Below are 26,821 nucleotides of genomic sequence, written 5' to 3' on the forward strand. Positions count from 1 at the left end.
ACCTTGAAGGTCCCTTCTTCTGCCTCGCGCAGTGTCCGCATGCTGGAATGTGATATCCGGTTCTCGGGATTGCCGTCATCATGTAACCTGCACGAAATTTCGCAGAGGGCCAACGTCGTCCCTCGGCCAGCACATTGCCACGACGACGACGGGAGAGCCGATGCGTTCCGCATCCACGCACTCCGCGACCGGCCCCAGCAACACCGCCTGGTCGCCCATGGACGGTCGCCCCGCCCAGCAGGGCATGTACGACCCCCGCAACGAGAAGGACGCCTGTGGCGTCGGATTCGTGGCGAACCTCACCGGCGAGGCCACCCACACTCTCGTTGAGCAGGCCCTGACCGTCCTGCGGAACCTCGAGCACCGCGGCGCCACCGGCTCCGAGCCGGACTCCGGCGACGGCGCGGGCATCCTGTCCCAGGTGCCGGACGCCTTCCTGCGCGAGGTCGCGGGCTTCGAGCTGCCCGAGGCCGGCGCGTACGCCGTCGGCATCGCCTTCCTCCCCGCCGACGGCACCGCACAGGCCGTCGCGGCGGAGCGGATCGAGGCCATCGCCGCCGAGGAGGACCTCACGGTCCTCGGCTGGCGCGAGGTCCCGGTCACCCCCGACCTGCTCGGCAACGGCGCGCGCGCCACCATGCCGGCCTTCCGCCAGCTCTTCGTGAGTGGGGGCATCTCCCGGACGGAGTCCGGGGCAGGACGCAGCGGGATCGAGCTGGACCGCAGGGCGTTCGTGCTGCGCAAGCGCGCCGAGCGCGAGGCCGGCGTCTACTTCCCGTCGCTCTCCGCCCGCACCATCGTCTACAAGGGCATGCTGACCACCGGCCAGCTCGAGCCCTTCTTCCCGGACCTCTCCGACCGCCGCTTCGCCTCGGCGCTGGCGCTGGTCCACTCCCGGTTCTCGACGAACACCTTCCCGTCCTGGCCGCTCGCCCACCCGTACCGCTTCGTCGCGCACAACGGCGAGATCAACACGGTCAAGGGCAACCGGAACTGGATGAAGGCCCGCGAGTCCCAGCTGGCGACCAGCGCCTTCGGCGAGGGCGCCCTGGACCGCATCTTCCCGATCTGCACCCCGGACGCCTCCGACTCGGCCTCCTTCGACGAGGTCCTCGAGCTGCTCCACCTCGGCGGCCGGTCGCTGCCGCACAGCGTGCTGATGATGATCCCCGAGGCGTGGGAGAACCACGCCTCCATGGACCCGGCCCGCCGCGCGTTCTACCAGTACCACTCCACGCTGATGGAGCCCTGGGACGGCCCGGCCTGCGTCACCTTCACCGACGGCACCCAGGTCGGCGCGGTCCTCGACCGCAACGGCCTGCGCCCCGGCCGCTACTGGGTCACCGACGACGGCCTCGTCGTCCTCGGCTCCGAGGTCGGCGTCCTCGACATCGACCCGGCCAAGGTCGTCCGCAAGGGCCGCCTCCAGCCCGGCAAGATGTTCCTCGTCGACACCGCCCAGAAGCGGATCGTCGAGGACGACGAGATCAAGGACGAGCTGGCCGCCGCCGCCCCCTACGCCGAATGGCTGGAGACGGGCGAGATCGAGCTGACGGACCTCCCCGAGCGCGAGCACATCGTCCACACCCACGCCTCGGTCACCCGCCGCCAGCAGACCTTCGGCTACACCGAGGAAGAGCTGCGCGTCATCCTCGCGCCCATGGCCCGCACCGGCGGCGAGGCCCTCGGCTCCATGGGCACGGACTCGCCCATCGCGGCCCTGTCCGAGCGCCCCCGGCTGCTCTTCGACTACTTCACCCAGCTCTTCGCGCAGGTCACTAACCCGCCGCTGGACGCCATCCGCGAGGAGCTCGTCACCTCGCTGCTGTCCTCGATCGGCCCGCAGTCCAACCTGCTGGAGCCGACCGCCGCGTCCTGCCGCAGCGTCACCCTTCCCTTCCCGGTGATCGACAACGACGAGCTGGCCAAGCTCATCCACATCAACGCCGACGGCGACATGCCCGGCATGAAGGCCGCGACCCTCTCCGGCCTCTACCGGGTCTCCGGCGGCGGCGAGGCCCTCGCCGCCCGGATCGAGGAGATCCGCGCCGAGGCCGACGCGGCCATCGCGGCCGGCGCCCGCCTGATCGTCCTCTCCGACCGCCACTCGGACGCCGAGCACGCGCCGATCCCGTCGCTGCTGCTCACCTCCGCCGTGCACCACCACCTCATCGCCACCAAGCAGCGCACCCAGGTGGGCCTGCTCGTCGAGGCCGGCGACGTCCGCGAGGTCCACCACGTCGCCCTGCTCATCGGCTACGGCGCGGCGGCCGTCAACCCGTACCTGGCCATGGAGTCCGTCGAGGACCTGCTGCGCGCCGGCACCTTCCTGTCCGGCCTGGAGCCGGAGCAGGCCATCAGGAACCTGATCTACGCCCTCGGCAAGGGCGTCCTGAAGGTCATGTCGAAGATGGGCATCTCCACCGTCGCCTCCTACCGCGGCGCCCAGGTCTTCGAGGCCGTCGGCCTGAACGAGGAGTTCGTCGGCACGTACTTCGCCGGCACCGCCACCAAGATCGGCGGCGCCGGCCTGGACGTCATCGCCACGGAGGTGGCCGCCCGCCACGCCAAGGCGTACCCCGCCACCGGCATCGCCGCCACGCACCGCGCGCTGGAGATCGGCGGCGAATACCAGTGGCGCCGCGAGGGCGAGCCGCACCTGTTCGACCCGGAGACGGTCTTCCGCCTCCAGCACGCGACCCGCAACCGCCGGTACGACATCTTCCGCACGTACACGGACCGCGTGAACGAGCAGTCCGAGCGCCTGATGACGCTCCGCGGCCTGTTCGGCTTCAGGTCCGACCGCCCCTCGATCCCCCTCGACGAGGTCGAGCCGGTCTCCGAGATCGTCAAGCGCTTCTCCACCGGCGCCATGTCGTACGGCTCCATCTCCAAGGAGGCGCACGAGACCCTCGCCATCGCCATGAACCAGCTGGGCGCCAAGTCCAACACCGGTGAGGGCGGCGAGGACCCGGACCGCCTGTACGACCCGGCGCGCCGCTCCTCCATCAAGCAGGTCGCCTCCGGCCGCTTCGGCGTCACGAGCGAGTACCTGGTCAACGCGGACGACATCCAGATCAAGATGGCGCAGGGCGCCAAGCCCGGCGAGGGCGGCCAGCTGCCCGGCCACAAGGTCTACCCGTGGGTCGCCAAGACCCGGCACTCCACCCCGGGCGTCGGTCTGATCTCCCCGCCGCCGCACCACGACATCTACTCCATCGAGGACCTGGCCCAGCTGATCCACGACCTCAAGAACGCCAACCCGGCGGCCCGCATCCACGTGAAGCTGGTCTCCGAGGTCGGCGTCGGCACGGTCGCGGCCGGTGTCTCCAAGGCCCACGCGGACGTCGTCCTCATCTCCGGCCACGACGGCGGAACGGGCGCCTCCCCGCTCACCTCGCTCAAGCACGCGGGCGGCCCCTGGGAGCTCGGCCTCGCCGAGACCCAGCAGACCCTGCTGCTCAACGGCCTGCGCGACCGCATCGTGGTCCAGACGGACGGCCAGCTCAAGACCGGCCGCGACGTGGTCATCGCCGCGCTGCTCGGCGCCGAGGAGTTCGGTTTCGCGACCGCGCCGCTCGTCGTCTCCGGCTGCGTCATGATGCGCGTCTGCCACCTGGACACCTGCCCCGTCGGCATCGCCACCCAGAACCCGGTCCTGCGCGACCGCTTCTCCGGCAAGCCCGAATTCGTCGTCAACTTCTTCGAGTTCATCGCGGAGGAGGTGCGCGAGATCCTCGCCGAGCTGGGCTTCCGCACGATCGAGGAGGCCGTCGGCCACGCCGAACTCCTCGACACCAGCAAGGCCGTCACGCACTGGAAGGCACAGGGCCTCGACCTCGAGCCCCTCTTCCACGTGCCTGAACTGCCCGAGGGCGCGGTCCGCCACGCCCTGATCGAGCAGGACCACGGTCTGGAGAAGGCCCTCGACAACGAGCTCATCGAGCTCGCGGCCGACGCGCTGAACGCCGAATCCGCCGAGAGCGCCCAGCCGGTCCGGGCCCAGGTCGCGATCCGCAACATCAACCGGACCGTCGGCACCATGCTCGGCCACCACGTCACCAAGAAGTTCGGCGGCGCGGGCCTGCCCGACAACACGATCGACCTGACCTTCACCGGTTCGGCCGGCCAGTCCTTCGGCGCGTTCCTGCCCCGCGGCGTGACCCTGCGCCTGGAGGGCGACGCCAACGACTACGTCGGCAAGGGCCTCTCCGGCGGCCGGATCGTGGTCCGCCCGGACCGCGCCGCCGACCACCTCGCCGAGTACTCCACCATCGCCGGCAACACCATCGGCTACGGAGCCACCGGCGGCGAGATGTTCCTGCGCGGCCGCACCGGCGAACGCTTCTGCGTCCGCAACTCCGGCGCCCTGGTCGTCTCGGAGGGCGTGGGCGACCACGGCTGCGAGTACATGACCGGCGGAACGGCCGTCGTCCTCGGCGAGACCGGCCGCAACTTCGCGGCCGGCATGTCGGGCGGTGTCGCGTACGTCATCGACCTCGACCCCCGCCAGGTCAACGTCGGCAACAAGGAGGCCATCGAGGCCCCCTCCGAGGCCGACAAGCTGTGGCTGCACGATGTGGTGCGCCGCCACGAGGAGGAGACCGGCTCGACGGTGGCCGCGAAGCTCCTGGCTGACTGGGACGCCGCCGCGGCCCGCTTCAGCAAGATCATCCCGACCACGTACAAGGCAGTGCTCGCCGCCAAGGACGCCGCTGAGCTGGCCGGACTCTCCGAGTCCGAGACCACCGAGAAGATGATGGAGGCGGCGACCCATGGCTGACCCGAAGGGCTTCCTCACCACCCCGCGCGAGACCGCCTGCACCCGTCCCGTCGCCGAACGCGTCAAGGACTGGAACGAGGTCTACGTCCCGGGCTCGCTGCTCCCGATCATCAGCAAGCAGGCCGGCCGCTGCATGGACTGCGGCATCCCGTTCTGCCACAACGGCTGCCCCCTCGGGAACCTGATCCCGGAGTGGAACGACTACGCGTACCGCGAGGACTGGACGGCGGCGTCGGAGCGCCTCCACGCCACGAACAACTTCCCGGAGTTCACCGGCCGCCTCTGCCCCGCCCCGTGCGAGTCGGCGTGCGTCCTCGGCATCAACCAGCCGGCCGTCACGATCAAGAACGTCGAAGTCTCGATCATCGACCAGGCCTGGGACAACGGCGACGTCACCCCGCAGCCGCCCGAGCGCCTGTCCGGCAAGACCGTGGCCGTCATCGGCTCCGGCCCGGCCGGCCTGGCCGCCGCCCAGCAGCTGACCCGGGCCGGCCACACCGTGGTGGTGTACGAGCGCGCCGACCGCATCGGCGGCCTGCTGCGCTACGGCATCCCCGAGTTCAAGATGGAGAAGGTGCACATCAACCGCCGCATCGAGCAGATGCGCGCGGAGGGCACCAAGTTCCGCACCGGCATCGAGGTCGGCCGCGACATCACGGCCACCGACCTGCGCAAGCGCTTCGACGCGGTCGTCGTCGCCGCCGGCGCCACGGTCTCCCGCGACCTGCCGGTCCCGGGGCGCGACCTCAAGGGCATCCACTTCGCGATGGAGTACCTGCCCCTCGCGAACAAGGTCCAGGAGGGCGACTTCCTGGCCCCGCCGATCACCGCCGAGGGCAAGCACGTCGTCGTCATCGGCGGCGGCGACACCGGCGCGGACTGCGTCGGCACCGCCCACCGCCAGGGCGCCCTCTCGGTGACCCAGCTGGAGATCATGCCGCGCCCGTCGGAGGACCGCCCCGCGTCCATGCCGTGGCCGACCTTCCCGATGCTGTACAAGGTCACCTCGGCCCACGAGGAGGGCGGCGAGCGGATCTACTCCGTCTCCACCACCCACTTCGAGGGCGACGAGGACGGCAACGTGCAGTCCCTGCACCTGGTCGAGGTCGAGTTCGTCGACGGCAAGCTGGTGCAGAAGCCGGGCACCGAGCGGGTCATCCCGGCCCAGCTGGTCACCCTGGCGATGGGCTTCACCGGCACGGACCAGGCCAACGGTCTGGTCGAGCAGTTCGGCGTGGAGCTGGACGAGCGGGGCAACATCGCCCGCGACGCCTCGTACGCCACCAACGCCGACGGCGTCTTCGTCGCCGGTGACGCGGGCCGCGGCCAGTCGCTCATCGTGTGGGCCATCGCGGAAGGCCGCTCGGCCGCCCGCGGCGTGGACCGCTACCTGACGGGCACCAGCACCCTCCCGTACCCGGTCAAGCCGACGGACCGCTCGCTGATGGTGTAGCGCCGGGGCGGTACCCCTCCCCCGGGAGGACCCCTCATACGGTCCGTACAACGGCGTACGGAAACCCGACGCAGCGCCCGCCACGGCTCCTTTGGGATGCCGGGCTCGCACCGCTCGGCCGCAGGCGGTCTCCCGGGCTTCGCCCGGCTGCGCCGGCCTCCGGCCGTCGGTGCACGGCCCGTGTCCCCGGTAGTACCCCCGCCGTGTGAACGGTGGGTCCCCTCATACGGTCCGTACAACGGCGTACGGAAACCCGACGCAGCGCCCGCCATGTCCCCGACCAGGGATGGCGGGCGCTGTGGCGTGCTGGAGTCGTACCGCCTGGATGGCGCGGTCCGCCGCGTCGTACGTGGTGCGGGCGAGTTGCCGTACCGGTTCGTCCGCGCCGAGGCGCACCTGCTCGCGTTCACCGTCGTCGGCCGCCCGGGCGGTCACGTCCTCGACGATCCGCACACCGGTGTGCCCGCTGCGATGTCCGCCGGGTAGTAGCGTCCGTCAACTCGGTGGGCCCGCCGGGTTCCCGCTTCAGCCGACCGGGTCCTCGCGCGGGGGTTCGTCGTCGTTGCCGCGGCGGAGGGTGCGTGTTCCGTGGGACGGGGTCCAGGAGCGGATCACCAGGTCGTCGCCGTCGACGGCGATGTGGACCACCTCGGTCAGGTCGGCGTGGAAGAGGTGGAAGGGGTGCGCCGGGGCGTCGGTCTCCTCCGCGTACCGGTGCAGTTCCGGCGGCTCCACGACCTCCACCGCGCGCCCCGAGACGCGTACGTCGCCGTCGGGCATGGTGTCGTCCCCGCCCGGGTTGGTGTGCAGGGCGAAGCGCGGGTCGCGCTGGAGGTCCCTGGCCTTCATCGAGCCCGCCATCATGCCGAGCCACAGTTCCCCGCCCCGGAACTCGACGTTGATCCCCGCCACCCGGGGCGACCCGTCCTTGCGCAGGGTGGCCAGGACGTGGTGCGGGTACCGGGCGAAGCGGGCCCGCACGGCCGCCGCGAATTCCGGCTCCGCCTTCTCGAACGCCGCCCAGTTGTTCGTCGTCATCTCGGTCTCCTCGCGTGATGTCGCAGGCCGGGCCCCCTCGTGGGGCGTGGGGACATCTTCCGTGAAGCGGGCGCTCGGATTTCGCTTCTGGGCCGCGGAGGCGCGGACGCGCGGCGGGGGCCCGGTACCCCTACGGGCGTTCGTCCGCGCCTTCGGAGGCGGCGCGCGCCGCCTCCAGGGTGTCGATGTCCTCCAGCATCGCGGCCGCCAGGTCCCGCTCGGAGGTGTAGTACCGCTCGGCCCACCGGAGGGTGAGCGCCGGGTACGCCCAGGCGGCCTCCGCCTGGGCGCCCTCCGCGTCGGCCTCCGCGCGGCGGCGCATGCCCTCCGCGAACTCCTGGTGGGCGAGGAGCACTTCGCGCATTTGCCGCGGCTCCAGCAGATGACCCAGCCACAGCCGCAGCATCGGTCCGTGCTTGAGGACCGGAGGGTCGACCGGCGCCTCGCGCGCCCACGCGCGTACGGCGGCCATGCCCTCGTCGGTGATGCGGTACACGCGCTTGTCCCGGGTGCCGGACTCCTGGGAGATCATCCGCGAGGTCGCGTAGCCGGCCTTCTCCAGGCGCTTCAGCTCGCTGTAGATCTGGCTGAAGGAGGGGCTCCAGTAGAAGAAGCGCAGCGACAGGTCCGACCACTTCTTCAGGTCGTAGCCGGAGAGCTCCTCGCCGAAGGAGAGCAGTCCGAGGACCGCCCAGCTGGTCGCGGGGAGGGTGCGCGGCCGCGCTCCCGCCGACGTGTCGTCTGCCGTCTCGGCCGTGTCGTCTGCCACGCAGCGCAGTCTACGACCGGTCGTGCGAGACCCTTCCCGTGCTGCGTATGACTGCTAGAAGTATTTCTGTTCGTCATGTCGCCGTGCTCACGCGTCTTTTGCCGATCCCCCGTCGGAGGGACCTGCCGTGAAGTTCCAGGAAACGCCCGACGTCCGCGAGGAGGAGGGCAGGGCCGTCGCCGCCGAGCTGGGCGCCGGCCGGGGCCTGGCCGGGGTCTTCCACGGCTTCCTGGGCCTGCCGCTGCCGGCCGCGGAGGCGGCCGTCGCGGGAGCGGCGGCCTGGCCGGCGGGCACCGGCTGAGGGAGAGGGGCGGGGCGGCCGGATTCGAACCGGCGTCCTCCTCCATGCTGTGTAGGCGCACTGCCTCTGTGCTACGACCCCGCTTGCGAGTGATCTTAGCCGCCGCCGTACGGGCCCCGCACCCGGGTATTCCCGACATGATGTGTCCATGCCTGGTTTCCTGCTGCGCGCCTGCCTGCTCCTCGCCGTGGAGGCCGGAGCCGCCGCGCTGCTGCGCGGTCCCGGGACGCCGTGGATCCCCGTACTGCTGGCGGTGTTCGTGGCCGGTTCGGCGGTACCGCACGGTACCGAGGCGGAGTTCGCGGGCCGCTTCCTCGTCGCGCTCACGGCGGTGGGCGCCGCCCGGCTGGGGGCCACGGTCTGGGAGGCGCACGGCCCGCCGGCCGCGGTGGGCCTCGGGGCGCTGCTGCTCCTCCAGACGGTCATGCTGCTGCGGCTGTCGCTGCGCGGGCGCCGCCGCACGGGGGGCCGGCGCACCGGGGGCCGGCGCGCCCCGGCGGGCGGCCGCGGGCGCCGGTGACCCCGGACGATTTGGCGCACCGGGGCGGACCGGGTATTTTCCTGTCGGAAGGCGCCGCTAGCTCAGTTGGTTAGAGCAGCTGACTCTTAATCAGCGGGTCCGGGGTTCGAGTCCCTGGCGGCGCACCTGATCTTCGGGCGGTTCCCGGTTCACCGGGAACCGCCCGAAGTGCATTCCGGCCCGGCCCTGACCGCCGGCCACCCCTACGCCAGCACCTCCGCCCGGCACCGCGACGGGCCGCCCCACGCGTCGCGCAGCGGGCGGGCCTTCAGCAGCCACAGCGACAGGTCCAGCTCCCGGGTGTAGCCGACCGCCCCGTGCAGCTGGAGGGCGGTGAGCGCGGCCCCGTACGCCGCCTCCCCGGCGCTCAGCTTCGCCGCCGCCACGTCCCGGCGCGACAGGGACAGCGCGGCCGCCCACACCAGCGGCCGGGCGAACTCCAGCGCCAGCAGGGTGTCCGCCAGCCGGTGCTTGACCGCCTGGAAACCGCCGATCGGCATCCCGAACTGGGTGCGCCCCTTCGCGTACTCCACCGTCCGCGCCAGCAGCGCCTCGCCGACGCCCAGGCACTGGGCCGCCGTCAGCAGCCGCGCCCAGCGCAGGGCCGCCCCGGCCGCCGCCGTCACCGCGGGGCCCGCCGCCAGCAGCTCCCCGGCGGCGGCCGGCCGGTACAGCCGCCGCGCCGGGTCGGTCGAGGCCAGCGGCTCCCCGGGCCCGCCGGCCAGCCACAGCTCGCCCGCCGCCGTCACCGTGAACCGGTGCGTCACCGCGTCCGCGTCCAGGGCGTACGGGGACCCGCCCGGCAGCACCAGCGTCGCCGAGGACCCGCCCGAGGCCAGCCCCGGCAGGAACCGCTCCGCCGGCTTCCCGTCGTCCAGCCCGGCCAGGAGCACCGCGGCCGCCGCCGTCTCCACCACCGGCCCCGGAACGCACGCCCGCCCCAGCTCCACGAAGCCGAGGGCCAGCTCCACCGGCAGAGGGCCCGCCCCCTCGTACGCCTGCGGCACGGCCAGCGCGAACAGGCCCGTCCCGGCGAGCCGGGCCCACAGCGCCCGCCCGGGCCCGTGCTCCCCGGCCGCCCAGGCCCGGGCCGTCGCCGGGACCCCGGCCGCGGCCAGCAGGGAGCGCAGGGTGCGGGCGTACTCCGACTGTTCCGCGGTCGGCAGGAAGCGCATCAGCGGCGGCCCTTCGGGAGGCCGAGCAGCCGCTCGGCGATGATGTCGCGCTGGATCTCGTTCGTGCCCGCGTAGATCGGCCCGGCCAGCGAGAAGAGCCACGGCTCCGCCCACGCGCCGTCCGCGAGTTCCGCGTCCGCGCCCAGCAGGTCCAGGGCCGTCTCGTGCAGGGCGATGTCGTACTGCGACCAGAACACCTTGTTCAGGCTGGACTCGGCGCCGATCCGCTCGCCCGCCGCGGAGCGGGAGGCGCCCGCCCAGGTGAACAGCGCGTAGGCGCGGGCCCCGACCACCGCGTCCGCGACCCGGTCCCGCAGCGCCGTGTCGGCCGGGTCGCCCTGCGCGTGCCACAGCCCGAGCAGCCGGTCCGCGGCAGCCAGGAACCGGCCGGGGGAGCGCAGGGTCAGCCCCCGCTCGTCGCCGGTGGTGGACATCGCGATCCGCCAGCCCTGCCCGGGCTCGCCGATCACGTCCTCGTCGGGGACGAAGACCCGGTCCAGGAAGAGTTCCGCGAAGGCCGGCTTGCCGTCGAGGCGGCCGATGGGCCGTACCGTAACCCCCGGAGCCCGCAGGCCGAACATCAGGTACGTCAGCCCCCGGTGCGGCTCCGCGCCGGGGTCGGTGCGGAAGAGGCCGAAGGCCCGGTCGGCGAACGCGGCCCGCGAGGACCAGGTCTTCTGCCCGGACAGCAGCCAGCCGCCCTCCGTCCGTACGGCCTTCGAGCGCAGCGAGGCCAGGTCGGAGCCGGCCTCCGGCTCCGACCAGGCCTGGGCCCAGACCACCTCGCCGCCGGCCATGGGCGGCAGCAGGCGCGCCCGCTGTGCGGCCGTGGCGTGCTCGAAGAGGGTGGGGGCCAGCAGGCTGATGCCGTTCTGCGAGACCCGGCCGGGCGCGCCCGCCGCCCAGTACTCCTCCTCGAAGACCAGCCACCGCTCGAGGTCCGCGCCCCGGCCCCCGTACTCCTCGGGCCAGGACACCACCGACCAGCGGTCCGCGTGCAGCAGCGCCTCCCATTCCCGGTGCGCTGCGAAACCCCCGGCCGTCTCCAGGGAGGGCAGCGGGCGGGCCGGGACGTGGGCGCGGAGCCAGTCGCGGGCCTCGGCCCGGAAGGCCTCCACCCCGGCGGAGTGGTCGAGGTTCATGAGGCGGCACATCCTTCCCTAACAAGTGTTTGGTAGGTTAACGTACGGCCATGAGCAGAGTCGAGGAGTCGCGCACCGGAGCCCGCGCCCGGCTCCGCGCCCACCGCGCCACCGCCACCGCACGGCCCCCCGGTCCTCCCGAGGGGGTACGGGGATGAACGCGCCCCCCTACGTCCCGCCCCACGGGCTGCTCGGGGACCGCACCGCCGTCATCACCGCCGCCGCCGGAGCGGGCATCGGCGGCGCCACCGCCCGCCGCTTCCTGGAGGAGGGGGCGACCGTCCTGATCAGCGACGCCCACGCCCGCCGCCTGAAGGAGACCGAGGAAGCCCTCGCCACCGCCTTCGGGCCCGGCCGCGTCGCCTCCCTGCCCTGCGACGTCACCGACGGCCACCAGGTCGACGCCCTCTTCGCGCACGCCGAACGGCTCCACGGCGGCCTCGACGTCGTCGTCAACAACGCCGGCCTCGGCGGCACCGCCGAACTCGTGGACATGACCGACGACCAGTGGGACCGGGTCCTCGACGTCACCCTCAACGGCACCTTCCGCTGCACCCGCGCCGCGCTGCGTTCCCTGAAGGCCTCCGGACGCGGCGGAGTCGTCGTCAACAACGCCTCCGTCATCGGATGGCGCGCCCAGACCGGCCAGGCCCACTACGCCGCCGCCAAGGCCGGAGTGATGGCCCTGACCCGCTGCGCCGCCCTGGAGGCCGCCGGGTTCGGCGTACGCGTCAACGCGGTCGCCCCCAGCCTGGCCATGCACCCGCACCTGGCGAAGGTCACCAGCGAGGAACTGCTGCGCGAGCTGACGGCCCGCGAGGCCTTCGGCCGGTACGCCGAGCCCTGGGAGATCGCCAACGTCATCGTCTTCCTGGCCAGCGGCTACTCCTCGTACATGACGGGCGAGACGGTGTCGGTCAGCAGCCAGCACGCCTAGAGAATGGGCCCGTGCCAACGAACCAGCCGAACGCCCGGCCCGACGCCCAGCCGGGCGCCAAGAAGAAGACGCAGGCGAGCGCCCCGCCGGAACGCCGACGGGAACTCCTCGCCACCGCCGCCGAGGTCTTCGCCGCCCAGGGCTACAACGCCACCACCGTCCGCAAGATCGCCGACGCCGCCGGGATGCTCGCCGGCAGCCTCTACTACCACTTCGACTCCAAGGAATCGATGCTCGACGAGATCCTCTCGGCCTTCCTGACCGAGCTGTGGGCGGGGTACGACACCGTCCTCGCCGCCGGCCTCGGCCCCAGGGAGACCATCGAGGCCCTCGTCACCGAGTCCTTCCGGGAGATCGACCGGCACCGCGCCGCCGTCGCGATCTACCAGAAGGAGGCCCGCACCCTATCCGCGCAGCCCCGCTTCCACTACCTCTCCGCCTCGCAGGTCAAGTTCGAGAAGGCGTGGCTGGGGACGCTGGAGCGGGGAGTCGACGCCCAGGTCTTCCGTGCCGACCTCGACATCCGCCTCACCTACCGCTTCGTCCGCGACACGGTGTGGGTCGCGGCCTCCTGGTACCGGCCGGGCGGCCGGCACAGCCCCGAGGAGATCGCCCGCCAGTACCTGTCGATGGTGCTGGACGGGATCGCCGTACGCCCCTGACCCGGAGGAGCCCGCCATGCCCGAGGCCTACATCGTCGACGCCGTACGCACCCCCGTGGGGCGGCGCGGCGGCGGCCTGTCCGCCGTGCACCCCGCCGACCTGGGCGCCCACGTCCTGAAGGCGCTCGTCGAGCGGTCCGGGGTGGACCCGGCCGCCGTGGAGGACGTCGTCTTCGGCTGCCTGGACACCGTCGGGCCGCAGGCGGGCGACATCGCCCGCACCGCATGGCTGGCGGCGGGCCTCCCGGAGGAGGTGCCCGGGGTGACGGTGGACCGGCAGTGCGGGTCCTCGCAGCAGGCCGTGCACTTCGCCGCGCAGGGCGTCCTGTCGGGGACCCAGGACCTGGTCGTCGCGGGCGGCACCCAGAACATGTCGATGGTCCCCATCGCCTTCGCCTCCCGCCGGGCCGCCGAGCCGCTGGGCCTCACCGAGGGCCCCTACGCGGGATCGCGCGGCTGGCGCGCCCGGTACGGGGACGCCCCGGTCGACCAGTTCCACGGCGCGGAGCTCATCGCCGGGACATGGGGGATCACGCGGCAGGACATGGAGGAATTCGCCCTGCGCTCCCACCGGCGGGCCGTCCGCGCCATCGACGAGGGCCGCTTCCTGCGCGAGACCGTCGCCTACGGGGAGGTCCGGGTGGACGAGGGCCCGCGCCGGGACACCACCCGGGAGAAGATGGCCGCCCTGAAGCCGGTCGTCGAGGGCGGCACCATCACCGCGGCCGTCTCCTCCCAGGTCTCGGACGGCGCCGCCGCCCTGCTGATCGCCTCCGAACGGGCGGTCGCCGAGCACGGCCTCACCCCCCGCGCCCGCGTCCACCACCTGTCGGCCCGGGGCGAGGACCCCGTCCGCATGCTGTCGGCCCCGATCCCGGCGACCGCGTACGCCCTGAGGAAGAGCGGCCTCACCCTGGACGACATCGACCTGGTCGAGATCAACGAGGCCTTCGCGCCGGTGGTGCTGGCCTGGCTGAAGGAGACGGGCGCCGACCCGGACCGGGTCAACGTCAACGGCGGCGCCATCGCCCTCGGCCACCCGCTGGGGGCGACGGGCGCGAAGCTGATGACCACGCTGCTGCACGAGCTGGAACGCACGGGCGGCCGCTACGGGCTCCAGACCATGTGCGAGGGCGGCGGACAGGCGAACGTGACGGTCATCGAGCGGCTCTGACCCGGCCGCGACCCCGCTCTGACCAGGGCCCGAACCGGCTGCGACCCGGCTCCGGCCCGGCCTGATCCGGCTCCGGCCGGGGCCCGTCGCGGTTCGAGTGGCGCAGGTCGCAGCGGCGCGGGCCCGAGGTGTGCTAGCTTTGGGGCCGTTGCAGTTGTGGTACCCATGAACATTATGTGCGCCTGACGGGATTGCTCCGCAGGCGCTTTTATTGTTTTTCCCGGAATCTCCCGGATGGGGCCCTTGCCGCCTATTCAGGAGATCCAAATGGCTAACGGTACCGTGAAGTGGTTCAACTCGGAAAAGGGCTTCGGCTTCATCGAGCAGGACGGTGGCGGCCCGGACGTCTTCGCCCACTACTCGAACATCGCCACCCAGGGCTTCCGTGAGCTGACCGAGGGTCAGCGCGTGACGTTCGACGTCACCCAGGGCCAGAAGGGCCCCCAGGCGGAGAACATCCTCCCCGCCTAAGTTCTTCAGCATGCCGGGGTCCGCACCGCACGGTGCGGGCCCCGGCTTGTCTGCTGTCTCCACCGTTTGTTCGACCTGCCGGTTTCAGGAGGGCTTTTCCGCATGACCAGCTCCAGCTCCGCACGACCCAGCCGCCGCCCCACCCGGGGCCGAGGTGCGGCCCAGGGACGTCCGAAGGCTGGCGCGGGACGGCAGAAGTCCGCACCCGTCGCCCGGCCCCAGGAATTCACCATGCCCGAACCGCAGGCCCCGGCGCTCCCGCCGGTCGCCGCGTTCGAGGACATGGACATGCCCGAGGCGCTGCTGAAGACCCTCGCCGCCCAGGGCGTGACCGAACCCTTCCCGATCCAGGCCGCCACCCTGCCGAACTCGCTCGCCGGCCGCGACCTGCTCGGCCGCGGCCGCACCGGCTCCGGCAAGACCCTCGCCTTCGGCCTGGCCCTGCTCGCCCGCACCGCCGGCCGCCGCGCACAGCCCAAGGCGCCCCTCGCGATGGTCCTCGTACCGACCCGCGAGCTGGCCCAGCAGGTCACCGACGCCCTGAGCCCCTACGCCACGGCCGTCAACCTGCGCATCGCGACCGTCGTCGGCGGCATGTCGATCAACCGGCAGTCCGGCGCCCTGCGCCGCGGCGCCGAGGTGCTCGTCGCCACCCCCGGCCGCCTCAAGGACCTCATCGACCGCGGTGACGCCGACCTCTCGCAGGTCTCCGTCACCGTCCTCGACGAGGCCGACCAGATGACCGACATGGGCTTCATGCCGCAGGTCACCGCCCTGCTCAAGCAGGTCGAGCCCGGCGGCCAGACCATGCTGTTCTCCGCGACCCTCGACAAGAACATCGACAAGCTCGTCAAGATGTTCCTGACCGACCCGGTCGGCCACTCCGTCGACCCGTCGGCCGGCGCGGTCACCACCATGGAGCACCACGTCCTGTACGTCATGGACGAGACCGACAAGAAGGCCGTGGCGACCCGCATAGCGGCCCGCGACGGCCGGGTCATCATGTTCGTGGACACCAAGCGCGGCGTCGACCGCATGGTCAAGCGGCTGCTCGCCGACGGCGTCCGCGCCTCCGGCCTGCACGGAGGGCGCTCCCAGCCGCAGCGCAACCGGACCCTGGACTGGTTCAAGACCGGCGAGGTCACCGCGCTGATCGCCACCAACGTCGCCGCGCGCGGCATCCACATCGACGACCTCGACCTGGTCGTCAACGTGGACCCGCCGACCGACCACAAGGACTACCTGCACCGCGGTGGCCGCACCGCCCGCGCCGGCGAGTCCGGCAGCGTCGTCACCCTGGTCCTGCCCGACCAGAAGCGGGACATGACCCGCCTGATGTCGGACGCCGGGATCAGCCCGCGCACCGCGCAGGTCAAGTCCTCCGACCCGGAACTGTCCCGCCTCACCGGCGCCCGCGAGCCCTCCGGCATCCCCGTCGTACTGGAGGTGCCGCAGCCCCCGCAGCCCAAGCGCACCGCCTCGGGCTCCGGATCCGGCTCCTCGCGCCGCCGCTCCGGCGGCGCCCGCGGCGGCTCCGCCACCGGTTCCGCCCCCGCGGCCGGCGGTCGCGGCCGGCGCTCCGGCGGCGCCGCCTCCGGGCAGGCCCCCGCCTCCGGCTCGGGCCAGGCCCGCCGCGGCCAGGGCGGCGCCCAGGGCACCGGCGGCGCCCCCGCCCAGGGCCGCCGCTCCGGCGGCTCGGTGTCCGGCGGCGCCGCCGCGGCCTCCGCGCGCAGCCGCGTCGGCACCGGCGGCCAGGGCCGCCGCCGGGCGGTCTGACCCCGGCACGACGACGAGGACGCCGGGCGGCACGCAGCACGTGCCGCCCGGCGTCCGCACGTCCGGCCCCGGACGGCCGCCGCGTGGCTGCCGGCGGGCCGGCGGGCGCTACCGGACCAGCTTGTCCTGGAGCCTCACCAGCGTCCGCAGGTCCAGGCCCAGCCCGTCCGTCAGATAGCCGTAGAAGCTCCCGTAGTCGGCCTCCAGCTGTCCCGTCGCCGCGTCCAGGTAGTCCTGGCGGACCTCCTGCAGCGGGATCAGCAGGTCCGGGTTCTGCATCCGCCCCGACTGCTTGAGCACCGCGCGCACCTGGGCGTCGTACGCCGCCCGGAAGGTGTTCGAGGCCAGGTAGTCGCGCTCGGCCGTCTCCTGCGGCACGGCCAGCGCACGCAGCAGGACGTAACTCAGCCAGCCCGTCCGGTCCTTGCCGGACGTGCAGTGGTACAGCAGCGGCCCCTGGCTGCCGTCCGCGATCTCCCGCAGCGTCGTGGCCAGCTGCGCCCGGTTCTCGGGACCGCTCACGAAGGAGCGGTAGACGTCCCGCATGTACGCCTCGGCGCGCCCGCCGCCGAGCATCTGCTCCTGCTTGACCGGGTCACCCGTGGCTATCGCACCGACCAGCGTGCCGTACAGGCCCAGGTCGCTGACCGGACGGGAGGTGACGGAGAGCCCCGACGGCAGCCGGTCGGCGCCGTCGTACTGGAGCTCCAGCGGGATGCGGAAGTCGACGACCTTCGTCAGGCCGAGACCCGCGACGGCGGTGACGTCCGCCGCCGTCAGCCTGCTCAGCGCGTCGGAGCGGTACACCAGCCCCTGGCGGACCTGGCCGCCGGTGTAGGTGCGGTAGCCGCCGACGTCCCGGACGTTGACGGCGCCCTGGAGGGGGATCTGACGGATCGTCTCCGCCAGCGGGTCCAGGTGCCGCGCCGGATGGTGGCGCGGGTGACTGGCGGAAGCGGCGCCGTCCGCCGGCGCCGCGTACACGGAGGCGGGCAGGGCCCCGACGGCGAGGGCGACGGCCACCGCCGCGGTGGCCAGACGGGTTCGGGCACGGCTCATCGTGCGACTCCTGTAACGGAGAAGGGGGATCACCCTGGTGGTGGCAGGGTGCGGAGCGAGTGCAGTGCTTCCAGTACCTGCTGTGCTTCGGCCATGACGCCGGAGACGAGTTCCGCACAGGACGGCAGATCCTCGATCACCCCCGCGACCTGGCCCGATGCCATGACGCCGAGGTCCGTACGGCCCTCGACCATGGACGCCTTCAGGAGCATCGGAGCGTTCGCCGCCAGCAGGACCTGGCTCCAGGACAGGTCCTTGCCGTGCTTCATCGCCAGGCCGTCGCGCACCAGCCGCGCCCAGCTCAGACCCGACAGCCTCCGGAAACCCGCCGCGTGCCGGACCGCCCTGGCCAGCGCCGCCGCGCGGCCGGATCGCTCCAGGGACGCCACCAGCTCGGTGCGCAGCATCCGGTGCGGCAGCCCGTCCACGGCCGTGGTGACGGTGACGTCCTTGACCGTGGCCTTCAGGTACTCGGCCTTCACGGCGTCCGGGACCGTGGAATCCGAGGTCAGCAGGAACCGCGTGCCCATCGCGATGCCCGCCGCCCCGTACGCCAGGGCCGCGACCAGACCGCGGCCGTCACGGAAGCCGCCCGCCGCCACCACCGGGACGTCCACCGCGTCGACCACCTGCGGCAGCAGCACCGACGTGGCCACCTCCCCGGTGTGCCCGCCGCCCTCCCCGCCCTGCACGATCACCGCGTCCGCACCCCAGGCCGCGACCTTCTCGGCGTGCCGGCGCGCCCCGACCGAGGGGATCACCACCACCCCGGCGTCCTTCAGCCGGGCGATCAGGTCCCGGGAAGGCGCGAGCGCGAACGAGGCCACCCGCACGCCCTCGTCGATGACCAGACGCACCCGCTCCGCCGCGTCCCCGGCGTCCGCCCGCAGGTTCACCCCGAACGGCGCGTCCGTACGCGACCGGACCTCCCTCACCGCCGCCCGCAGCTGCGGCGTGGTCATCGTCGCCGACGCCAGGACGCCGAGTGCCCCCGCGTTCGCCGCCGCCGACACCAGCCGCGGCCCGGCCACCCAGCCCATGCCCGTCTGCACGATCGGGTACCGGACCCCGACCAGCCGGGTCAACGCCGTCTCCACCGTCCCCGCCACCGCCCTTCCACCGCTCCGCGCCCCGCCCCCGCCCGTCCCCGCCTCGTCCCCGCCCGTCCCCGGCGGCTCAGACCCGGACCTCCCCGTCGCGCAGGTTCCGGGGGTCGATCACCCCGCGGATCAGCCGCAGCTCCTCGGCGCTCGGGTCCCGCGTGAACGGGACCCCGTCCGCGACCGCCAGCTCGAACCCGGTCGCCGCGCGGACCTGCCCGACCGTGACGCCCGGGTGCACCGACACCAGCCGCATCGAGCGGCCCGGCCCGGCGAAGTCGAACACCCCGAGGTCGCTGACCACCCGGCGCAGCCGGTGGAAGCGGGTCACCCCCGCCGCCTCCGCCCGGTCGTGGCCCACCCCGCACACCATGTCGACGCGCTCGACGAAGACCCGGGGGGAGTGCCTAGGGATCCAGTAGCTCACCGGATTGTTCAGGGTGTTCACGGGCGCGCCGCGCACCCCGAGGAGCTGGCGGGAGGGCCGCTCCCAGTCACCGACGCAGGAGATGTTCTGGTTGCCGTACCGGTCGATCTGGCTGGCGCCCATCATCACGTGCCGCCGTCCGCCGGTGACCATCGTCAGGTGGCGCCGGTACGGCAACCAGCCCTCGGCCGTTCCGTCCAGGCCGACCAGCATGGCCTCGCCGTCGGTGAGCAGCAGGTCGGGGGCGAAGGTGCGCTTGGCGAGCCGGGCACCGAAGGAGGGGATCAGCCCCATCGGGCTGGCCAGCACCTCGCCGTCGTCCCGCCAGGCCTCGGCGCAGGCGATGACGCAGTACTCCGGCCGGGTGGCGGTCGCGGCGGTCAATGCTGCTCCTCGTGCCAGGTCCGGACGGCCGTCCGGTAGTCGTGCTCGCTCGCGCCGGCCAGGAAGCGGGCGGCGAACTCGGGCCAGGGGGTGGAGGCGTACAGCTTCTGGAAGGCCTCGTCGCGGTCGTGGTCGGGCGCGCAGGAGGTGAAGTGCGCGCCGTTCGGGGCCTCCACGACCCCGGTGACGGAGTGCCGGCTGACCAGGAGGGACTGCGGCGGCCCCGCCTTGATCAGCTCCGCGCTCTCCACGATCCGCTCGCAGGAGACGTACGCGGCGTCGGCGGCCTCGCAGAAGAGGTCGTCGAAGTAGGGGTCCGGACCCAGGTACTGGGCGTTGCCGAGCCGGTCGGCGCGGTTGAGGTGGACCAGGGCCGCGTCCATGCGCAGGGCGGGGACGGCGACGAACTCCTCGCCGTCGGCGTACGGGGAGGTGACGGTACGCAGTTCCGGGTTGACCCGCATCACGTCCGAGCCGAGGCCGGCCCGCACGGGCATGAAGGGCAGCCGGTTCGCGGCGGCGTGCAGCCCCCACATGAACATGGCCTCGTCGTACTCGGTGAGGGCGAGGGTCCCGCGCTCGCGGGCGGCCCGGAAGTGCGGTTCCAGGGCGATGGAGTCGAGGGTGGCGAAGGGGGCCACCAGTCTGCGGATCCGGCCGGCGGCGGCCAGCAGCCCGACGTCGGGGCCGCCGTACGAGACCACGGTGAGATCGGTGACCTCCGAGCGGAGCAGGGCCCGCACCAGGGCCATCGGCTTGCGCCGGGACCCCCAGCCGCCGATGCCGAGGGTCATCCCGCTGCGCAGCTGCCCGACGACCTCTTCGAGGGTCATGGTCTTGTCCGTCATGCGGTGCCTCCCCATTCCTTCCCGGGGGCGGAGCCCTTGCCGAACGTGTCGCGGACCCGGTCGGCGACCCCGCTGAGGTTGGCCTCGAAGGTGAAGCCCTGCTCGAAGCGGTAGCTGCGGCGCACGTCCACCGGGTCGATGCCGTTGAGGGCGGCCTTGGCCAGGCGGATCAGATAGCCGTCCTTCTTCGCGATCTCGGCCGCCAGCTCCAGGGCGGCGTCCCTCAGCCGCTCGGGCGGCACCACCTTCCAGACGGAGCCGTGCGCGTGCAGTTCGGCGGCCGTGACGGTGCGCGAGGTGTAGTAGAGGGCCCGCATCAGGTGCTGCGGGACCAGCCGGGCCAGGTGGGTGGCCGCCCCGAGGGCACCCCGGTCCAGCTCGGGCAGGCCGAAGACGGCGTCCTCGGCCGCCACGATCGCGTCGGCGTTGCCGACGAGGCCGATGCCGCCGCCCAGACAGAAGCCGTTCACGGCTGCGACCACCGGCACCTCGCACTCGTACACGGCGGCGAAGGCCTCGTAGCAGGCGCGGTTGGCGCCGAGCAGGGCGCCGTGCCCGGTGTCGCGCTGCATCTCCTTGATGTCGACCCCGGCGTTGAAACCCCGGCCCCGGGCGGCCAGCACCACGCAGCGCACCGCGGGGTCGCGGCCCGTCGTGCGCAGGGCGTCGGCGAGGTCGTACCAGCCCTGCACCGGCAGCGCGTTGACGGGCGGGAAGTCGGCCGTGACGACCGCGACGCCCTTGGCGGGGCCGGAGGTGGAGACACCCATGAGCGGATCAGCTACCTTTCCACCAAACATTTGTTAGGTGAGGAAGGTAGCAGCCGATGGAGCTCAAGGGGAGGGTCGTGGTCGTCACCGGCGGGACGCGGGGCGTGGGCGCCGGGATCGCGCGTTCGTTCCTCACGGCCGGGGCGGAGGTCGTCGTCTGCGCCCGGCGGGAGCCGCGGGAGCCGGTGGCGGCGGACGGACGGCGGGCCGCCTTCACCGCCGTGGACCTGCGCGACGGGACCGCCGTACGGGAGTTGTTCGACGCGGTCGCCGGCCGGTACGGGCGGCTCGACTGCCTGGTGAACAACGCGGGCGGCACCCCGTACCGGCTGCTGGGCGAGAACGGGGGCGGGGGTGAGGGCGGGGGTGAGGCGGAGCGGCACGCGCGGGTCGTCGAGCTCAACCTGGTGGCCCCGATGACGGCCTCGCTCGCCGCCTACCCGTGGCTGCGCGCGAGCCGGGGCTCGGTCGTCATGATCGGCAGCGTCAGCGGGACCCGCCCCTCGCCCGGTACGGCGGCCTACGGCGCGGCCAAGGCGGGCCTGGAGAACCTGGCCCGCTCGATGGCGGTGGAGTGGGCACCCCGGGTACGGGTCAACTCGCTGGTCCTGGGCATGGTGCGGACCGAGCTGGCGCACCTGCACTACGGGGACGAGGCGGGCGTCGCGGCGGTCGGCGCCACCGTGCCGCTGGGCCGGCTGGCCGAACCCTCCGACGTGGGGGAGGCGGCGGTGTTCCTGGCCTCGGACCGGGCGGCGTACGTGAGCGGCGCGAGCCTGCTGGTGCACGGCGGCGGGGAGCGCCCGGCGTTCCTGGACGCGGCGACGGTCAACAACGCGAGGGTCGGGGAGGCGAGCTGAGATGGGTATCGCGCAGGGACGCGTGGTGATCGTGACGGGCGCGGGACGGGGACTGGGCCGCGCCCACGCCCTGGCCTTCGCGGCGGAGGGCGCGCGGGTCGTCGTCAACGACCTCGGCGTGGGCCTCGACGGGCGGCCCGGGCCCGACAGCCCGGCGACGCTGGTCGCGGAGGAGATCCGGGCGCTGGGCGGGCAGGCGGTGGCGCACGGCGGGGACATCGCGTCGGAGGCGGGCGCGGCCTCGCTGGTGGACTGCGCCGTCTCCTCCTTCGGCGGGCTGGACACCCTGGTCAACAACGCCGGGTTCCTGCGGGACCGGATGCTGGTCAACCTGGGGGAGGCCGACTGGGACGCGGTGATGCGGGTGCACCTGAAGGGACACTTCCTGCCGCTGCGGTCGGCGGCCGCGTGGTGGCGGGCCGAGGCGAAGGCCGGGCGGGCGCGGGCCGCCCGGGTGGTCAACACCTCCTCGGGCGCGGGGCTGCTGGGTTCCGTCGGCCAGGGCAACTACAGCGCGGCCAAGGCGGGCGTCCTCGGCCTGACCCTGGTGGCGGCGGCAGAGATGGGCCGTTACGGGGTCCAGGTCAACGCCATCGCCCCGGCGGCGCGGACCCGGATGACCGAGGAGACCTTCGCCGAGTCGATGGCGGCGCCGGGGGAGGGCGCCTTCGACGCGATGGCCCCGGAGAACGTGTCCCCGCTGGTGGTGTGGCTCGGCTCGGACGCCTCCGCGGGGGTGACGGGGCGGGTGTTCGAGGCGGAGGGCGGCCGGATCACGGTGATGGAGGGCTGGCGCCCGGGCCCCACCACCGACCGCGGCGCCCGCTGGACCCCGTCGGAGGCGGGCGAGGCGGCGGCGAGACTCCTGGCGGAATCGCAGCCGCCGCTGCCGGTGTACGGAGCCCGGTAGGCCCTGCGGCGCGGGCCCGGGACGGGTGCCGGGCCCAGGGGCAGCACGGCCCGGGTCCGCGCGGCCCGGCGGCGGGCCCTGCGGAGCCTGATCCCGTCCGCCGGCCTGCGGCGGTCCGGCGCGGTGATTGCGGGGGCCGGCTCTGCGCGGGCCCGGCCGCGTCCGGGCGGGTACGGGTGGCACGGCGCGGTCCGGTCCGGTCCGGCGTGGTCCGGTCCGGTCCGGCGTGGTCCGGTCCGGGTCCGGCTCCACTGGGGCCGGCTTCGCCCGGTCCGCCGCTGTCCGGCCGTCCGGGCCCGGTCGCCTCCGCGGGGCCGGTCCCGGTGGGTGGGCTTCGGGGGGTCCGGCCTGGTGCGGGTTCGGCCCCCGGGGCTTCGGGTGGCCAGGCCTGCGTGGTCCGGTCGGGTTCCGGCTCCGCAGGGTTCGGCTTCGCCCGGCCCGGTCCGGTCCGGTCCGGTGGGTGTCGGGGCCGGGCTCGGCCGGGTTCGGGTGTCGGGCCTTTGCCCCTGGCTGGCGCGGTCGCTTGGTGCGGTCCGGTCTGCCGCGGACTCGCTTACGGGGCCGCGGACGGACCCTCCGGGGGTTCCGCGTCTCCGAGCCGCGTTCGAGGCGCCGGCGCGGAGTGTCCGTACGGGTTCGGGGCGGAGCCCCGGGGCCTCGGAGCCGGAACGCGCGGTAGCCCGCCGCGGTCCGGCCGGGCGGCGCATCAAAAGGGCCATCGTGCGGGCCGCGGCGGAGCAGCCCGTCCGCGGCCGCGCTGATGGGCGCCCCGGACCGGTCCCGTTCCGGCCAGGGAAGGGTCGCGGACCGCGCGACGGCGGCCTTGGCCGTATCCCGTCCTCCCCGCCCCGGCGGCAGCGTGATGGCATGTGCACGCCGAACCAGGCAAGCCCGTCCGTCCGCGTGAAAGGGAGAACCGAACATGCCGCTCCGCAGAATGGCCGTCGGTGCCGCCGTCGCGGTGCTGTCGGCCGTGGCCCTGCCCGCCCAGGCCCAGACCGGCCCGTCCTCCGTCCCGCCGCCCGGCCGCGTCACCGTCGACGTCGTCGGCGTCAACGGTTCGGGCTGCCCCCAGGGCACCGCCAACGTCGCCGCCGCCTCCGACAACACGGCCTTCACCGTCACCTACAGCAGCTACCTCGCGCAGACCGGAGGCGGCTCCGGCGGCACCGAGTTCCGCAAGAACTGCCAGCTGGCCCTGCGGGTCCACGTCCCCCAGGGGTACACGTACGCCATCGCCCGCGCCGACTACCGCGGCTTCGCCCACCTCCAGCGCGGGGCCTACGGGCAGGAGCGCGCGAACTACTACTTCCAGGGCGCACCGCAGACGGCCCGCACCACCCACCAGTTCAACGGTCCCCTCACGGACAACTGGCAGGCCGGCGACCGGACCGAGTACGCCGACCTGGTCTGGGCCCCCTGCGGGGAGGAGCGCAACCTCAACGTCAACACCGAACTGCGGGTCTACGCGGGCACGTCGAGCCCGCAGGCGCTGAGCTTCATGAGCATGGACTCGACGGACGGCAGCGTCAGCACCGTCTACCACTTTGAGTGGAAGGAATGCCCCGCCAGCTGACGCCAGCGCCCGAGACCGATCCGGAGGTCAGGAGTGACAACGATGTCTCACCCCCTGTCCCGCACCCGCACTCGCACGCGTACGCGCAACCGCACCCGTATCCGCACCCGCGTCCTGCTCGCCGGCGCCGCGGCCGCCGCCCTGGTCACCGCGTCCACCCCCGCCGTGGCCGCGGGCCCGATCACCGCACCGCCCGACAAGATCGTGATCGAACTCGCCACCGTCAACGGCTCCGGCTGCCGCGAAGGCACCGCCCAGGTCGCCGTCGCCCCCGACAACACGGCCTTCACCGTCACGTACAGCGACTACATGGCGCAGGTCGGCCCGGGTGCCCCGCCGACCGCCTTCCGCAAGAACTGCCAGCTCAACCTCCGTGTCCACGTGCCCTCCGGCTTCACCTACGCCATCGTGCAGGCCGACTACCGCGGCTTCGCGTTCCTCCAGCCCGGTGCCTCGGGCCAGGAGAGGGCGAGCTACTACTTCCAGGGCATGCCGCAGACGTCCCAGCGGACCCACCAGTTCACCGGCCCCCTCAACGACAACTGGCAGACGACCGACAAGACCGAGTACGCCGACCTCGTCTGGGCCCCGTGCGGCGAGAGGCGGAACTTCAACATCAACACCGAACTGCGGGTGAACGCCGGCACCTCCAACCCGCAGACCTCCACGAGCTTCATGGCCATGGACTCCACCGACGCCAGTGTCAGCACGCTCTACCACCTCGCCTGGCAGGTCTGCCCCGGCGGCCGCCCGAAGGCCTAGAGCCGCGGAAGGCCGCGGGCCCGGCCCCCTGGCGAGGGGTCGGGCCCGCGGCCTCACTCGTGCGTTGCCCTATGACTACCCGCTACGTCGGCGCGTTGAACCGCGGCCGGCCCACCATGTTGTCCGCCGGGCACGGCACCGTCGGCCGCGCCGCGCCGGGTCGCGCCGGGTCGCCCGCCGCGCCGCCCGCGCGGCGCCGGTCAGGACAGCTTGCCGCCGTAGTCGGGCAGCTTGACGGTGCGTTCGGCGTGGCCGCCGACGAGGTCGCTCTCGTTGTTCCCGATGTTGGCGATGATCGTGTAACCGCGCGCCTCGATCTCCGCGCGCTTGGCCGTCTTGTACGCGCTGACCTGCTCGAACAGCGCCGGCAGGTCCCGTACGTACAGCCCGTCGACCGGGTAGCCGACCGTCTTCAGGTTGTGCTCGGTCAGGGAGTACACGATCCCGGGCCGGGCGGTGACGAAGAAGATCGCCACGCCCCGGTCGGCCGCGTACCGGGTCAGCGCGCGCACCTTCTCGATGGCGGGCGTGGGGAAGGTCCAGAACCAGTGGAAGTCCGTCTCCAGGGAGGAGTTGTCGATGTCGAGGACGATCGCGGGCTTCTCGCCGGCCGGGGAGGCGGCGATGCGCTGCTCGATGGCGGGGCGCGCGGCGTCGATGACGGTGGCCACGTCGCGCTGCCAGGTGGCGTAGTCGATGCCGAGGATCGCCGCGTTGCCGCCGGGTGCGGAGGCGGTGACCGCGGCCGGGGCCGCGGCGGCGGGGGCCGCCTCGGCCGCGGTGGCCGGCAGCAGCGTCATCACGGCGGCGGCGACGGCCACGCCGGCGGCGGCGGTACGGGGCATGGGGATGCGGCGGGTGCTGCGCATGGGGGGCGCTCCTCGGTCACGGCTTGACATGTACTGACCAGGGTTGGCCAGAACCGCACCCATGTCTACTGGCCGGTAGGAAACTTTTCGTGGCCGCCCGATGAATGGTGTTCCGTCCCCCGGGCGGCGGGTCCGGAGCTTGTCCGAAAAGGCGCTCTTGATGGCGCCGTTCCCTCAGTTGTGTCATGGACGCGTCATTCACCCGATGGCACGCACAGCCCAACCCCCCACGAAAGGCAGTGTGTTGACCGTGACCACCCTTGGACGGATCGTCAAGCGCGCCCTCGCCGTCGGCGCCGTCACCCTCGCCGCCATCAGCCTCCAGCCCGCCGGCGCCAACGCCTCACCCACCCCCGTCGTCGGCGGAACCCGCGCCGCCCAGGGCGAGTTCCCCTTCATGGTGCGCCTCTCCATGGGCTGCGGCGGATCCCTCTACACCCAGCAGATCGTCCTCACCGCCGCCCACTGCGTCAGCGGCTCCGGCAACAACACCTCCATCACCGCCACCGCCGGCGTCGTCGACCTCAACAGCTCCAGCGCGATCAAGGTCAGGTCCACCAAGGTGCTCCAGGCCCCCGGCTACAACGGCAAGGGCAAGGACTGGGCCCTGATCAAGCTCGCCCAGCCCGTCAACCTGGCCACCCTCAAGATCGCCGACACCAAGGCCTACGACAACGGCACCTTCACCGTCGCCGGCTGGGGCGCCGCCCGCGAAGGCGGCAGCCAGCAGCGCTACCTCCTGAAGGCCCAGGTCCCCTTCGTCTCCGACGCCTCCTGCCAGAGCGCCTACGGCAACGACCTCGTCCCCAGCGAAGAGATCTGCGCCGGCTACGCCCAGGGCGGCGTCGACACCTGCCAGGGCGACTCCGGCGGCCCCATGTTCCGCCGCGACAGCAACAACGCCTGGATCCAGGTCGGCATCGTCAGCTGGGGCGAGGGCTGCGCCCGGGCCGGCTACCCCGGCGTGTACACCGAGGTGTCCACCTTCGCCGCCGACATCAAGGCCGCGGCGGCCACCCTCTAGCCCCGGTCCCCGCACTCGTCCTTCCGGCCGG

The 26,821-nt window shown here is 73.2% G+C and carries 25 protein-coding genes and 2 tRNA genes; 15 read left to right on the plus strand and 12 right to left on the minus strand.

Annotated elements, in window-relative coordinates; genetic code table 11:
* Positions 1 to 217: 217 nt before the first annotated feature.
* Positions 218 to 4,783: a glutamate synthase large subunit gene (gene gltB / locus ACZ514_RS23060; RefSeq protein WP_469125618.1), complete on the plus strand. Its 4,566-nt coding sequence runs from the start codon at positions 218 to 220 to the stop codon at positions 4,781 to 4,783.
* Complete coding sequence (locus tag ACZ514_RS23065; protein ID WP_468167008.1) at positions 4,776 to 6,236, plus strand: glutamate synthase subunit beta; 1,461 nt, start codon at positions 4,776 to 4,778, stop codon at positions 6,234 to 6,236. Before gltB ends, ACZ514_RS23065 begins: the two co-directional genes overlap by 8 nt.
* Positions 6,237 to 6,458: 222 nt before the next feature.
* Here ACZ514_RS23065 and ACZ514_RS23070 read toward each other — a convergent pair whose 3' ends face one another.
* From ACZ514_RS23070 to ACZ514_RS23080, 3 genes are all read right to left on the minus strand, one after another.
* Positions 6,459 to 6,689 (minus strand): hypothetical protein, encoded by a 231-nt coding sequence (locus ACZ514_RS23070; RefSeq protein WP_469125539.1) that lies wholly within the window; start codon positions 6,687 to 6,689, stop codon positions 6,459 to 6,461.
* Positions 6,690 to 6,761: 72 nt separating this feature from the next.
* Positions 6,762 to 7,274 (minus strand): pyridoxamine 5'-phosphate oxidase family protein, encoded by a 513-nt coding sequence (locus tag ACZ514_RS23075; protein WP_468167012.1) that lies wholly within the window; start codon positions 7,272 to 7,274, stop codon positions 6,762 to 6,764.
* A 130-nt stretch (positions 7,275 to 7,404) separates the two neighbouring features.
* Positions 7,405 to 8,043 carry a PadR family transcriptional regulator gene (locus tag ACZ514_RS23080; RefSeq protein ID WP_469125540.1) on the minus strand — a complete coding sequence of 213 codons (639 nt, stop codon included), beginning with the start codon at positions 8,041 to 8,043 and terminating at the stop codon, positions 7,405 to 7,407.
* Positions 8,044 to 8,170: 127 nt separating this feature from the next.
* Here ACZ514_RS23080 and ACZ514_RS23085 point away from each other — a divergent pair, with 127 nt between their 5' ends.
* On the plus strand, positions 8,171 to 8,344 hold the full coding sequence (locus tag ACZ514_RS23085; protein ID WP_469125541.1) for a hypothetical protein: 174 nt from the start codon (positions 8,171 to 8,173) through the stop codon (positions 8,342 to 8,344).
* Positions 8,345 to 8,352: 8 nt separating this feature from the next.
* Here ACZ514_RS23085 and ACZ514_RS23090 read toward each other — a convergent pair.
* Positions 8,353 to 8,427, minus strand: a tRNA-Ala gene (locus ACZ514_RS23090).
* A 65-nt stretch (positions 8,428 to 8,492) separates the two neighbouring features.
* On the opposite strand from ACZ514_RS23090, the gene ACZ514_RS23095 reads away from it, so the two are divergent.
* Together ACZ514_RS23095 and ACZ514_RS23100 are read left to right on the plus strand one after the other, a co-directional pair.
* Positions 8,493 to 8,864 (plus strand): hypothetical protein, encoded by a 372-nt coding sequence (locus ACZ514_RS23095; RefSeq protein WP_468167018.1) that lies wholly within the window; start codon positions 8,493 to 8,495, stop codon positions 8,862 to 8,864.
* Positions 8,865 to 8,915: 51 nt separating this feature from the next.
* Positions 8,916 to 8,989: transfer RNA gene (locus ACZ514_RS23100), tRNA-Lys, on the plus strand.
* Between the two features lie 78 nt (positions 8,990 to 9,067).
* Here ACZ514_RS23100 and ACZ514_RS23105 read toward each other — a convergent pair.
* Complete coding sequence (locus tag ACZ514_RS23105; protein WP_468167020.1) at positions 9,068 to 10,039, minus strand: acyl-CoA dehydrogenase family protein; 972 nt, start codon at positions 10,037 to 10,039, stop codon at positions 9,068 to 9,070.
* The gene (locus ACZ514_RS23110; RefSeq protein WP_468167022.1) at positions 10,039 to 11,181 is read right to left on the minus strand and encodes an acyl-CoA dehydrogenase family protein; all 1,143 of its coding nucleotides are present in this window, start codon (positions 11,179 to 11,181) and stop codon (positions 10,039 to 10,041) included. The genes ACZ514_RS23105 and ACZ514_RS23110 overlap by 1 nt, the downstream gene beginning before the upstream one ends.
* Positions 11,182 to 11,335: 154 nt before the next feature.
* Here ACZ514_RS23110 and ACZ514_RS23115 point away from each other — a divergent pair, with 154 nt between their 5' ends.
* From ACZ514_RS23115 to ACZ514_RS23135, 5 genes are all read left to right on the plus strand, one after another.
* Positions 11,336 to 12,118 (plus strand): SDR family oxidoreductase, encoded by a 783-nt coding sequence (locus ACZ514_RS23115; protein WP_468167024.1) that lies wholly within the window; start codon positions 11,336 to 11,338, stop codon positions 12,116 to 12,118.
* An 11-nt stretch (positions 12,119 to 12,129) separates the two neighbouring features.
* Positions 12,130 to 12,780: a TetR/AcrR family transcriptional regulator gene (locus tag ACZ514_RS23120; protein WP_468167026.1), complete on the plus strand. Its 651-nt coding sequence runs from the start codon at positions 12,130 to 12,132 to the stop codon at positions 12,778 to 12,780.
* 16 nt (positions 12,781 to 12,796) lie between these two features.
* The gene (locus tag ACZ514_RS23125; protein WP_468167028.1) at positions 12,797 to 13,954 is read left to right on the plus strand and encodes an acetyl-CoA C-acetyltransferase; all 1,158 of its coding nucleotides are present in this window, start codon (positions 12,797 to 12,799) and stop codon (positions 13,952 to 13,954) included.
* A 267-nt stretch (positions 13,955 to 14,221) separates the two neighbouring features.
* Positions 14,222 to 14,425, plus strand: coding sequence for a cold-shock protein (locus tag ACZ514_RS23130; RefSeq protein ID WP_007263537.1), 204 nt, complete (start codon positions 14,222 to 14,224; stop codon positions 14,423 to 14,425).
* A gap of 102 nt (positions 14,426 to 14,527) precedes the next feature.
* Complete coding sequence (locus ACZ514_RS23135) at positions 14,528 to 16,201, plus strand: DEAD/DEAH box helicase (protein WP_469125542.1); 1,674 nt, start codon at positions 14,528 to 14,530, stop codon at positions 16,199 to 16,201.
* Between the two features lie 108 nt (positions 16,202 to 16,309).
* Here ACZ514_RS23135 and ACZ514_RS23140 read toward each other — a convergent pair whose 3' ends face one another.
* From ACZ514_RS23140 to ACZ514_RS23160, 5 genes are all read right to left on the minus strand, one after another.
* Complete coding sequence (locus ACZ514_RS23140; RefSeq protein WP_468697729.1) at positions 16,310 to 17,260, minus strand: tyrosine-protein phosphatase; 951 nt, start codon at positions 17,258 to 17,260, stop codon at positions 16,310 to 16,312.
* A gap of 29 nt (positions 17,261 to 17,289) precedes the next feature.
* A complete protein-coding gene (locus ACZ514_RS23145; protein ID WP_469125619.1) occupies positions 17,290 to 18,357 on the minus strand; it encodes an NAD(P)H-dependent flavin oxidoreductase in 1,068 nt (355 codons plus the stop codon).
* A gap of 79 nt (positions 18,358 to 18,436) precedes the next feature.
* Positions 18,437 to 19,171 (minus strand): CoA-transferase subunit beta, encoded by a 735-nt coding sequence (locus ACZ514_RS23150; protein WP_469125543.1) that lies wholly within the window; start codon positions 19,169 to 19,171, stop codon positions 18,437 to 18,439.
* Positions 19,168 to 20,019 (minus strand): CoA transferase subunit A, encoded by an 852-nt coding sequence (locus tag ACZ514_RS23155; protein WP_468697725.1) that lies wholly within the window; start codon positions 20,017 to 20,019, stop codon positions 19,168 to 19,170. Before ACZ514_RS23155 ends, ACZ514_RS23150 begins: the two co-directional genes overlap by 4 nt.
* Complete coding sequence (locus tag ACZ514_RS23160) at positions 20,016 to 20,789, minus strand: enoyl-CoA hydratase family protein (protein WP_468167038.1); 774 nt, start codon at positions 20,787 to 20,789, stop codon at positions 20,016 to 20,018. The genes ACZ514_RS23155 and ACZ514_RS23160 overlap by 4 nt, the downstream gene beginning before the upstream one ends.
* 56 nt (positions 20,790 to 20,845) lie before the next feature.
* Here ACZ514_RS23160 and ACZ514_RS23165 point away from each other — a divergent pair, with 56 nt between their 5' ends.
* From ACZ514_RS23165 to ACZ514_RS23180, 4 genes are all read left to right on the plus strand, one after another.
* Positions 20,846 to 21,649 carry an SDR family oxidoreductase gene (locus ACZ514_RS23165; RefSeq protein WP_469125544.1) on the plus strand — a complete coding sequence of 268 codons (804 nt, stop codon included), beginning with the start codon at positions 20,846 to 20,848 and terminating at the stop codon, positions 21,647 to 21,649.
* A gap of 1 nt (position 21,650) precedes the next feature.
* Positions 21,651 to 22,559, plus strand: a complete 909-nt coding sequence (locus ACZ514_RS23170; protein ID WP_469125545.1) for an SDR family oxidoreductase — start codon at positions 21,651 to 21,653, stop codon at positions 22,557 to 22,559.
* Positions 22,560 to 23,481: 922 nt separating this feature from the next.
* Positions 23,482 to 24,135, plus strand: a complete 654-nt coding sequence (locus ACZ514_RS23175) for a DUF4360 domain-containing protein (protein WP_468167044.1) — start codon at positions 23,482 to 23,484, stop codon at positions 24,133 to 24,135.
* A gap of 42 nt (positions 24,136 to 24,177) precedes the next feature.
* A complete protein-coding gene (locus tag ACZ514_RS23180) occupies positions 24,178 to 24,897 on the plus strand; it encodes a DUF4360 domain-containing protein (protein ID WP_469125546.1) in 720 nt (239 codons plus the stop codon).
* 200 nt (positions 24,898 to 25,097) lie between these two features.
* On the opposite strand, the gene ACZ514_RS23185 is transcribed toward ACZ514_RS23180, so the two are convergent.
* Entirely contained in the window at positions 25,098 to 25,766 is a 669-nt protein-coding gene (locus ACZ514_RS23185; protein WP_468167048.1) for an HAD family acid phosphatase, read from the minus strand.
* A gap of 205 nt (positions 25,767 to 25,971) precedes the next feature.
* Here ACZ514_RS23185 and ACZ514_RS23190 point away from each other — a divergent pair, with 205 nt between their 5' ends.
* Positions 25,972 to 26,790, plus strand: a complete 819-nt coding sequence (locus ACZ514_RS23190) for a serine protease (protein WP_468167050.1) — start codon at positions 25,972 to 25,974, stop codon at positions 26,788 to 26,790.
* Positions 26,791 to 26,821: the final 31 nt, after the last annotated feature.

The sequence above is a fragment of the Streptomyces sp. NPDC034086 genome, assembly GCF_055575515.1.

What these genes read in the sequence shown, in the direction of transcription:
- gltB (WP_469125618.1), top strand. Translation starts at nt 218, where the DNA reads ATGGACGGTCGCCCCGCCCAGCAGGGCATGTACGACCCCCGCAACGAG.
- ACZ514_RS23065 (WP_468167008.1), top strand. Translation starts at nt 4,776, where the DNA reads ATGGCTGACCCGAAGGGCTTCCTCACCACCCCGCGCGAGACCGCCTGC.
- ACZ514_RS23075 (WP_468167012.1), bottom strand. Translation starts at nt 7,274, where the DNA reads ATGACGACGAACAACTGGGCGGCGTTCGAGAAGGCGGAGCCGGAATTC.
- ACZ514_RS23095 (WP_468167018.1), top strand. Translation starts at nt 8,493, where the DNA reads ATGCCTGGTTTCCTGCTGCGCGCCTGCCTGCTCCTCGCCGTGGAGGCC.
- ACZ514_RS23105 (WP_468167020.1), bottom strand. Translation starts at nt 10,039, where the DNA reads ATGCGCTTCCTGCCGACCGCGGAACAGTCGGAGTACGCCCGCACCCTG.
- ACZ514_RS23110 (WP_468167022.1), bottom strand. Translation starts at nt 11,181, where the DNA reads ATGAACCTCGACCACTCCGCCGGGGTGGAGGCCTTCCGGGCCGAGGCC.
- ACZ514_RS23115 (WP_468167024.1), top strand. Translation starts at nt 11,336, where the DNA reads ATGAACGCGCCCCCCTACGTCCCGCCCCACGGGCTGCTCGGGGACCGC.
- ACZ514_RS23125 (WP_468167028.1), top strand. Translation starts at nt 12,797, where the DNA reads ATGCCCGAGGCCTACATCGTCGACGCCGTACGCACCCCCGTGGGGCGG.
- ACZ514_RS23130 (WP_007263537.1), top strand. Translation starts at nt 14,222, where the DNA reads ATGGCTAACGGTACCGTGAAGTGGTTCAACTCGGAAAAGGGCTTCGGC.
- ACZ514_RS23135 (WP_469125542.1), top strand. Translation starts at nt 14,528, where the DNA reads ATGACCAGCTCCAGCTCCGCACGACCCAGCCGCCGCCCCACCCGGGGC.
- ACZ514_RS23140 (WP_468697729.1), bottom strand. Translation starts at nt 17,260, where the DNA reads ATGAGCCGTGCCCGAACCCGTCTGGCCACCGCGGCGGTGGCCGTCGCC.
- ACZ514_RS23155 (WP_468697725.1), bottom strand. Translation starts at nt 20,019, where the DNA reads ATGACGGACAAGACCATGACCCTCGAAGAGGTCGTCGGGCAGCTGCGC.
- ACZ514_RS23160 (WP_468167038.1), bottom strand. Translation starts at nt 20,789, where the DNA reads ATGGGTGTCTCCACCTCCGGCCCCGCCAAGGGCGTCGCGGTCGTCACG.
- ACZ514_RS23165 (WP_469125544.1), top strand. Translation starts at nt 20,846, where the DNA reads ATGGAGCTCAAGGGGAGGGTCGTGGTCGTCACCGGCGGGACGCGGGGC.
- ACZ514_RS23170 (WP_469125545.1), top strand. Translation starts at nt 21,651, where the DNA reads ATGGGTATCGCGCAGGGACGCGTGGTGATCGTGACGGGCGCGGGACGG.
- ACZ514_RS23175 (WP_468167044.1), top strand. Translation starts at nt 23,482, where the DNA reads ATGCCGCTCCGCAGAATGGCCGTCGGTGCCGCCGTCGCGGTGCTGTCG.
- ACZ514_RS23180 (WP_469125546.1), top strand. Translation starts at nt 24,178, where the DNA reads ATGTCTCACCCCCTGTCCCGCACCCGCACTCGCACGCGTACGCGCAAC.
- ACZ514_RS23185 (WP_468167048.1), bottom strand. Translation starts at nt 25,766, where the DNA reads ATGCGCAGCACCCGCCGCATCCCCATGCCCCGTACCGCCGCCGCCGGC.
- ACZ514_RS23190 (WP_468167050.1), top strand. Translation starts at nt 25,972, where the DNA reads ATGGCACGCACAGCCCAACCCCCCACGAAAGGCAGTGTGTTGACCGTG.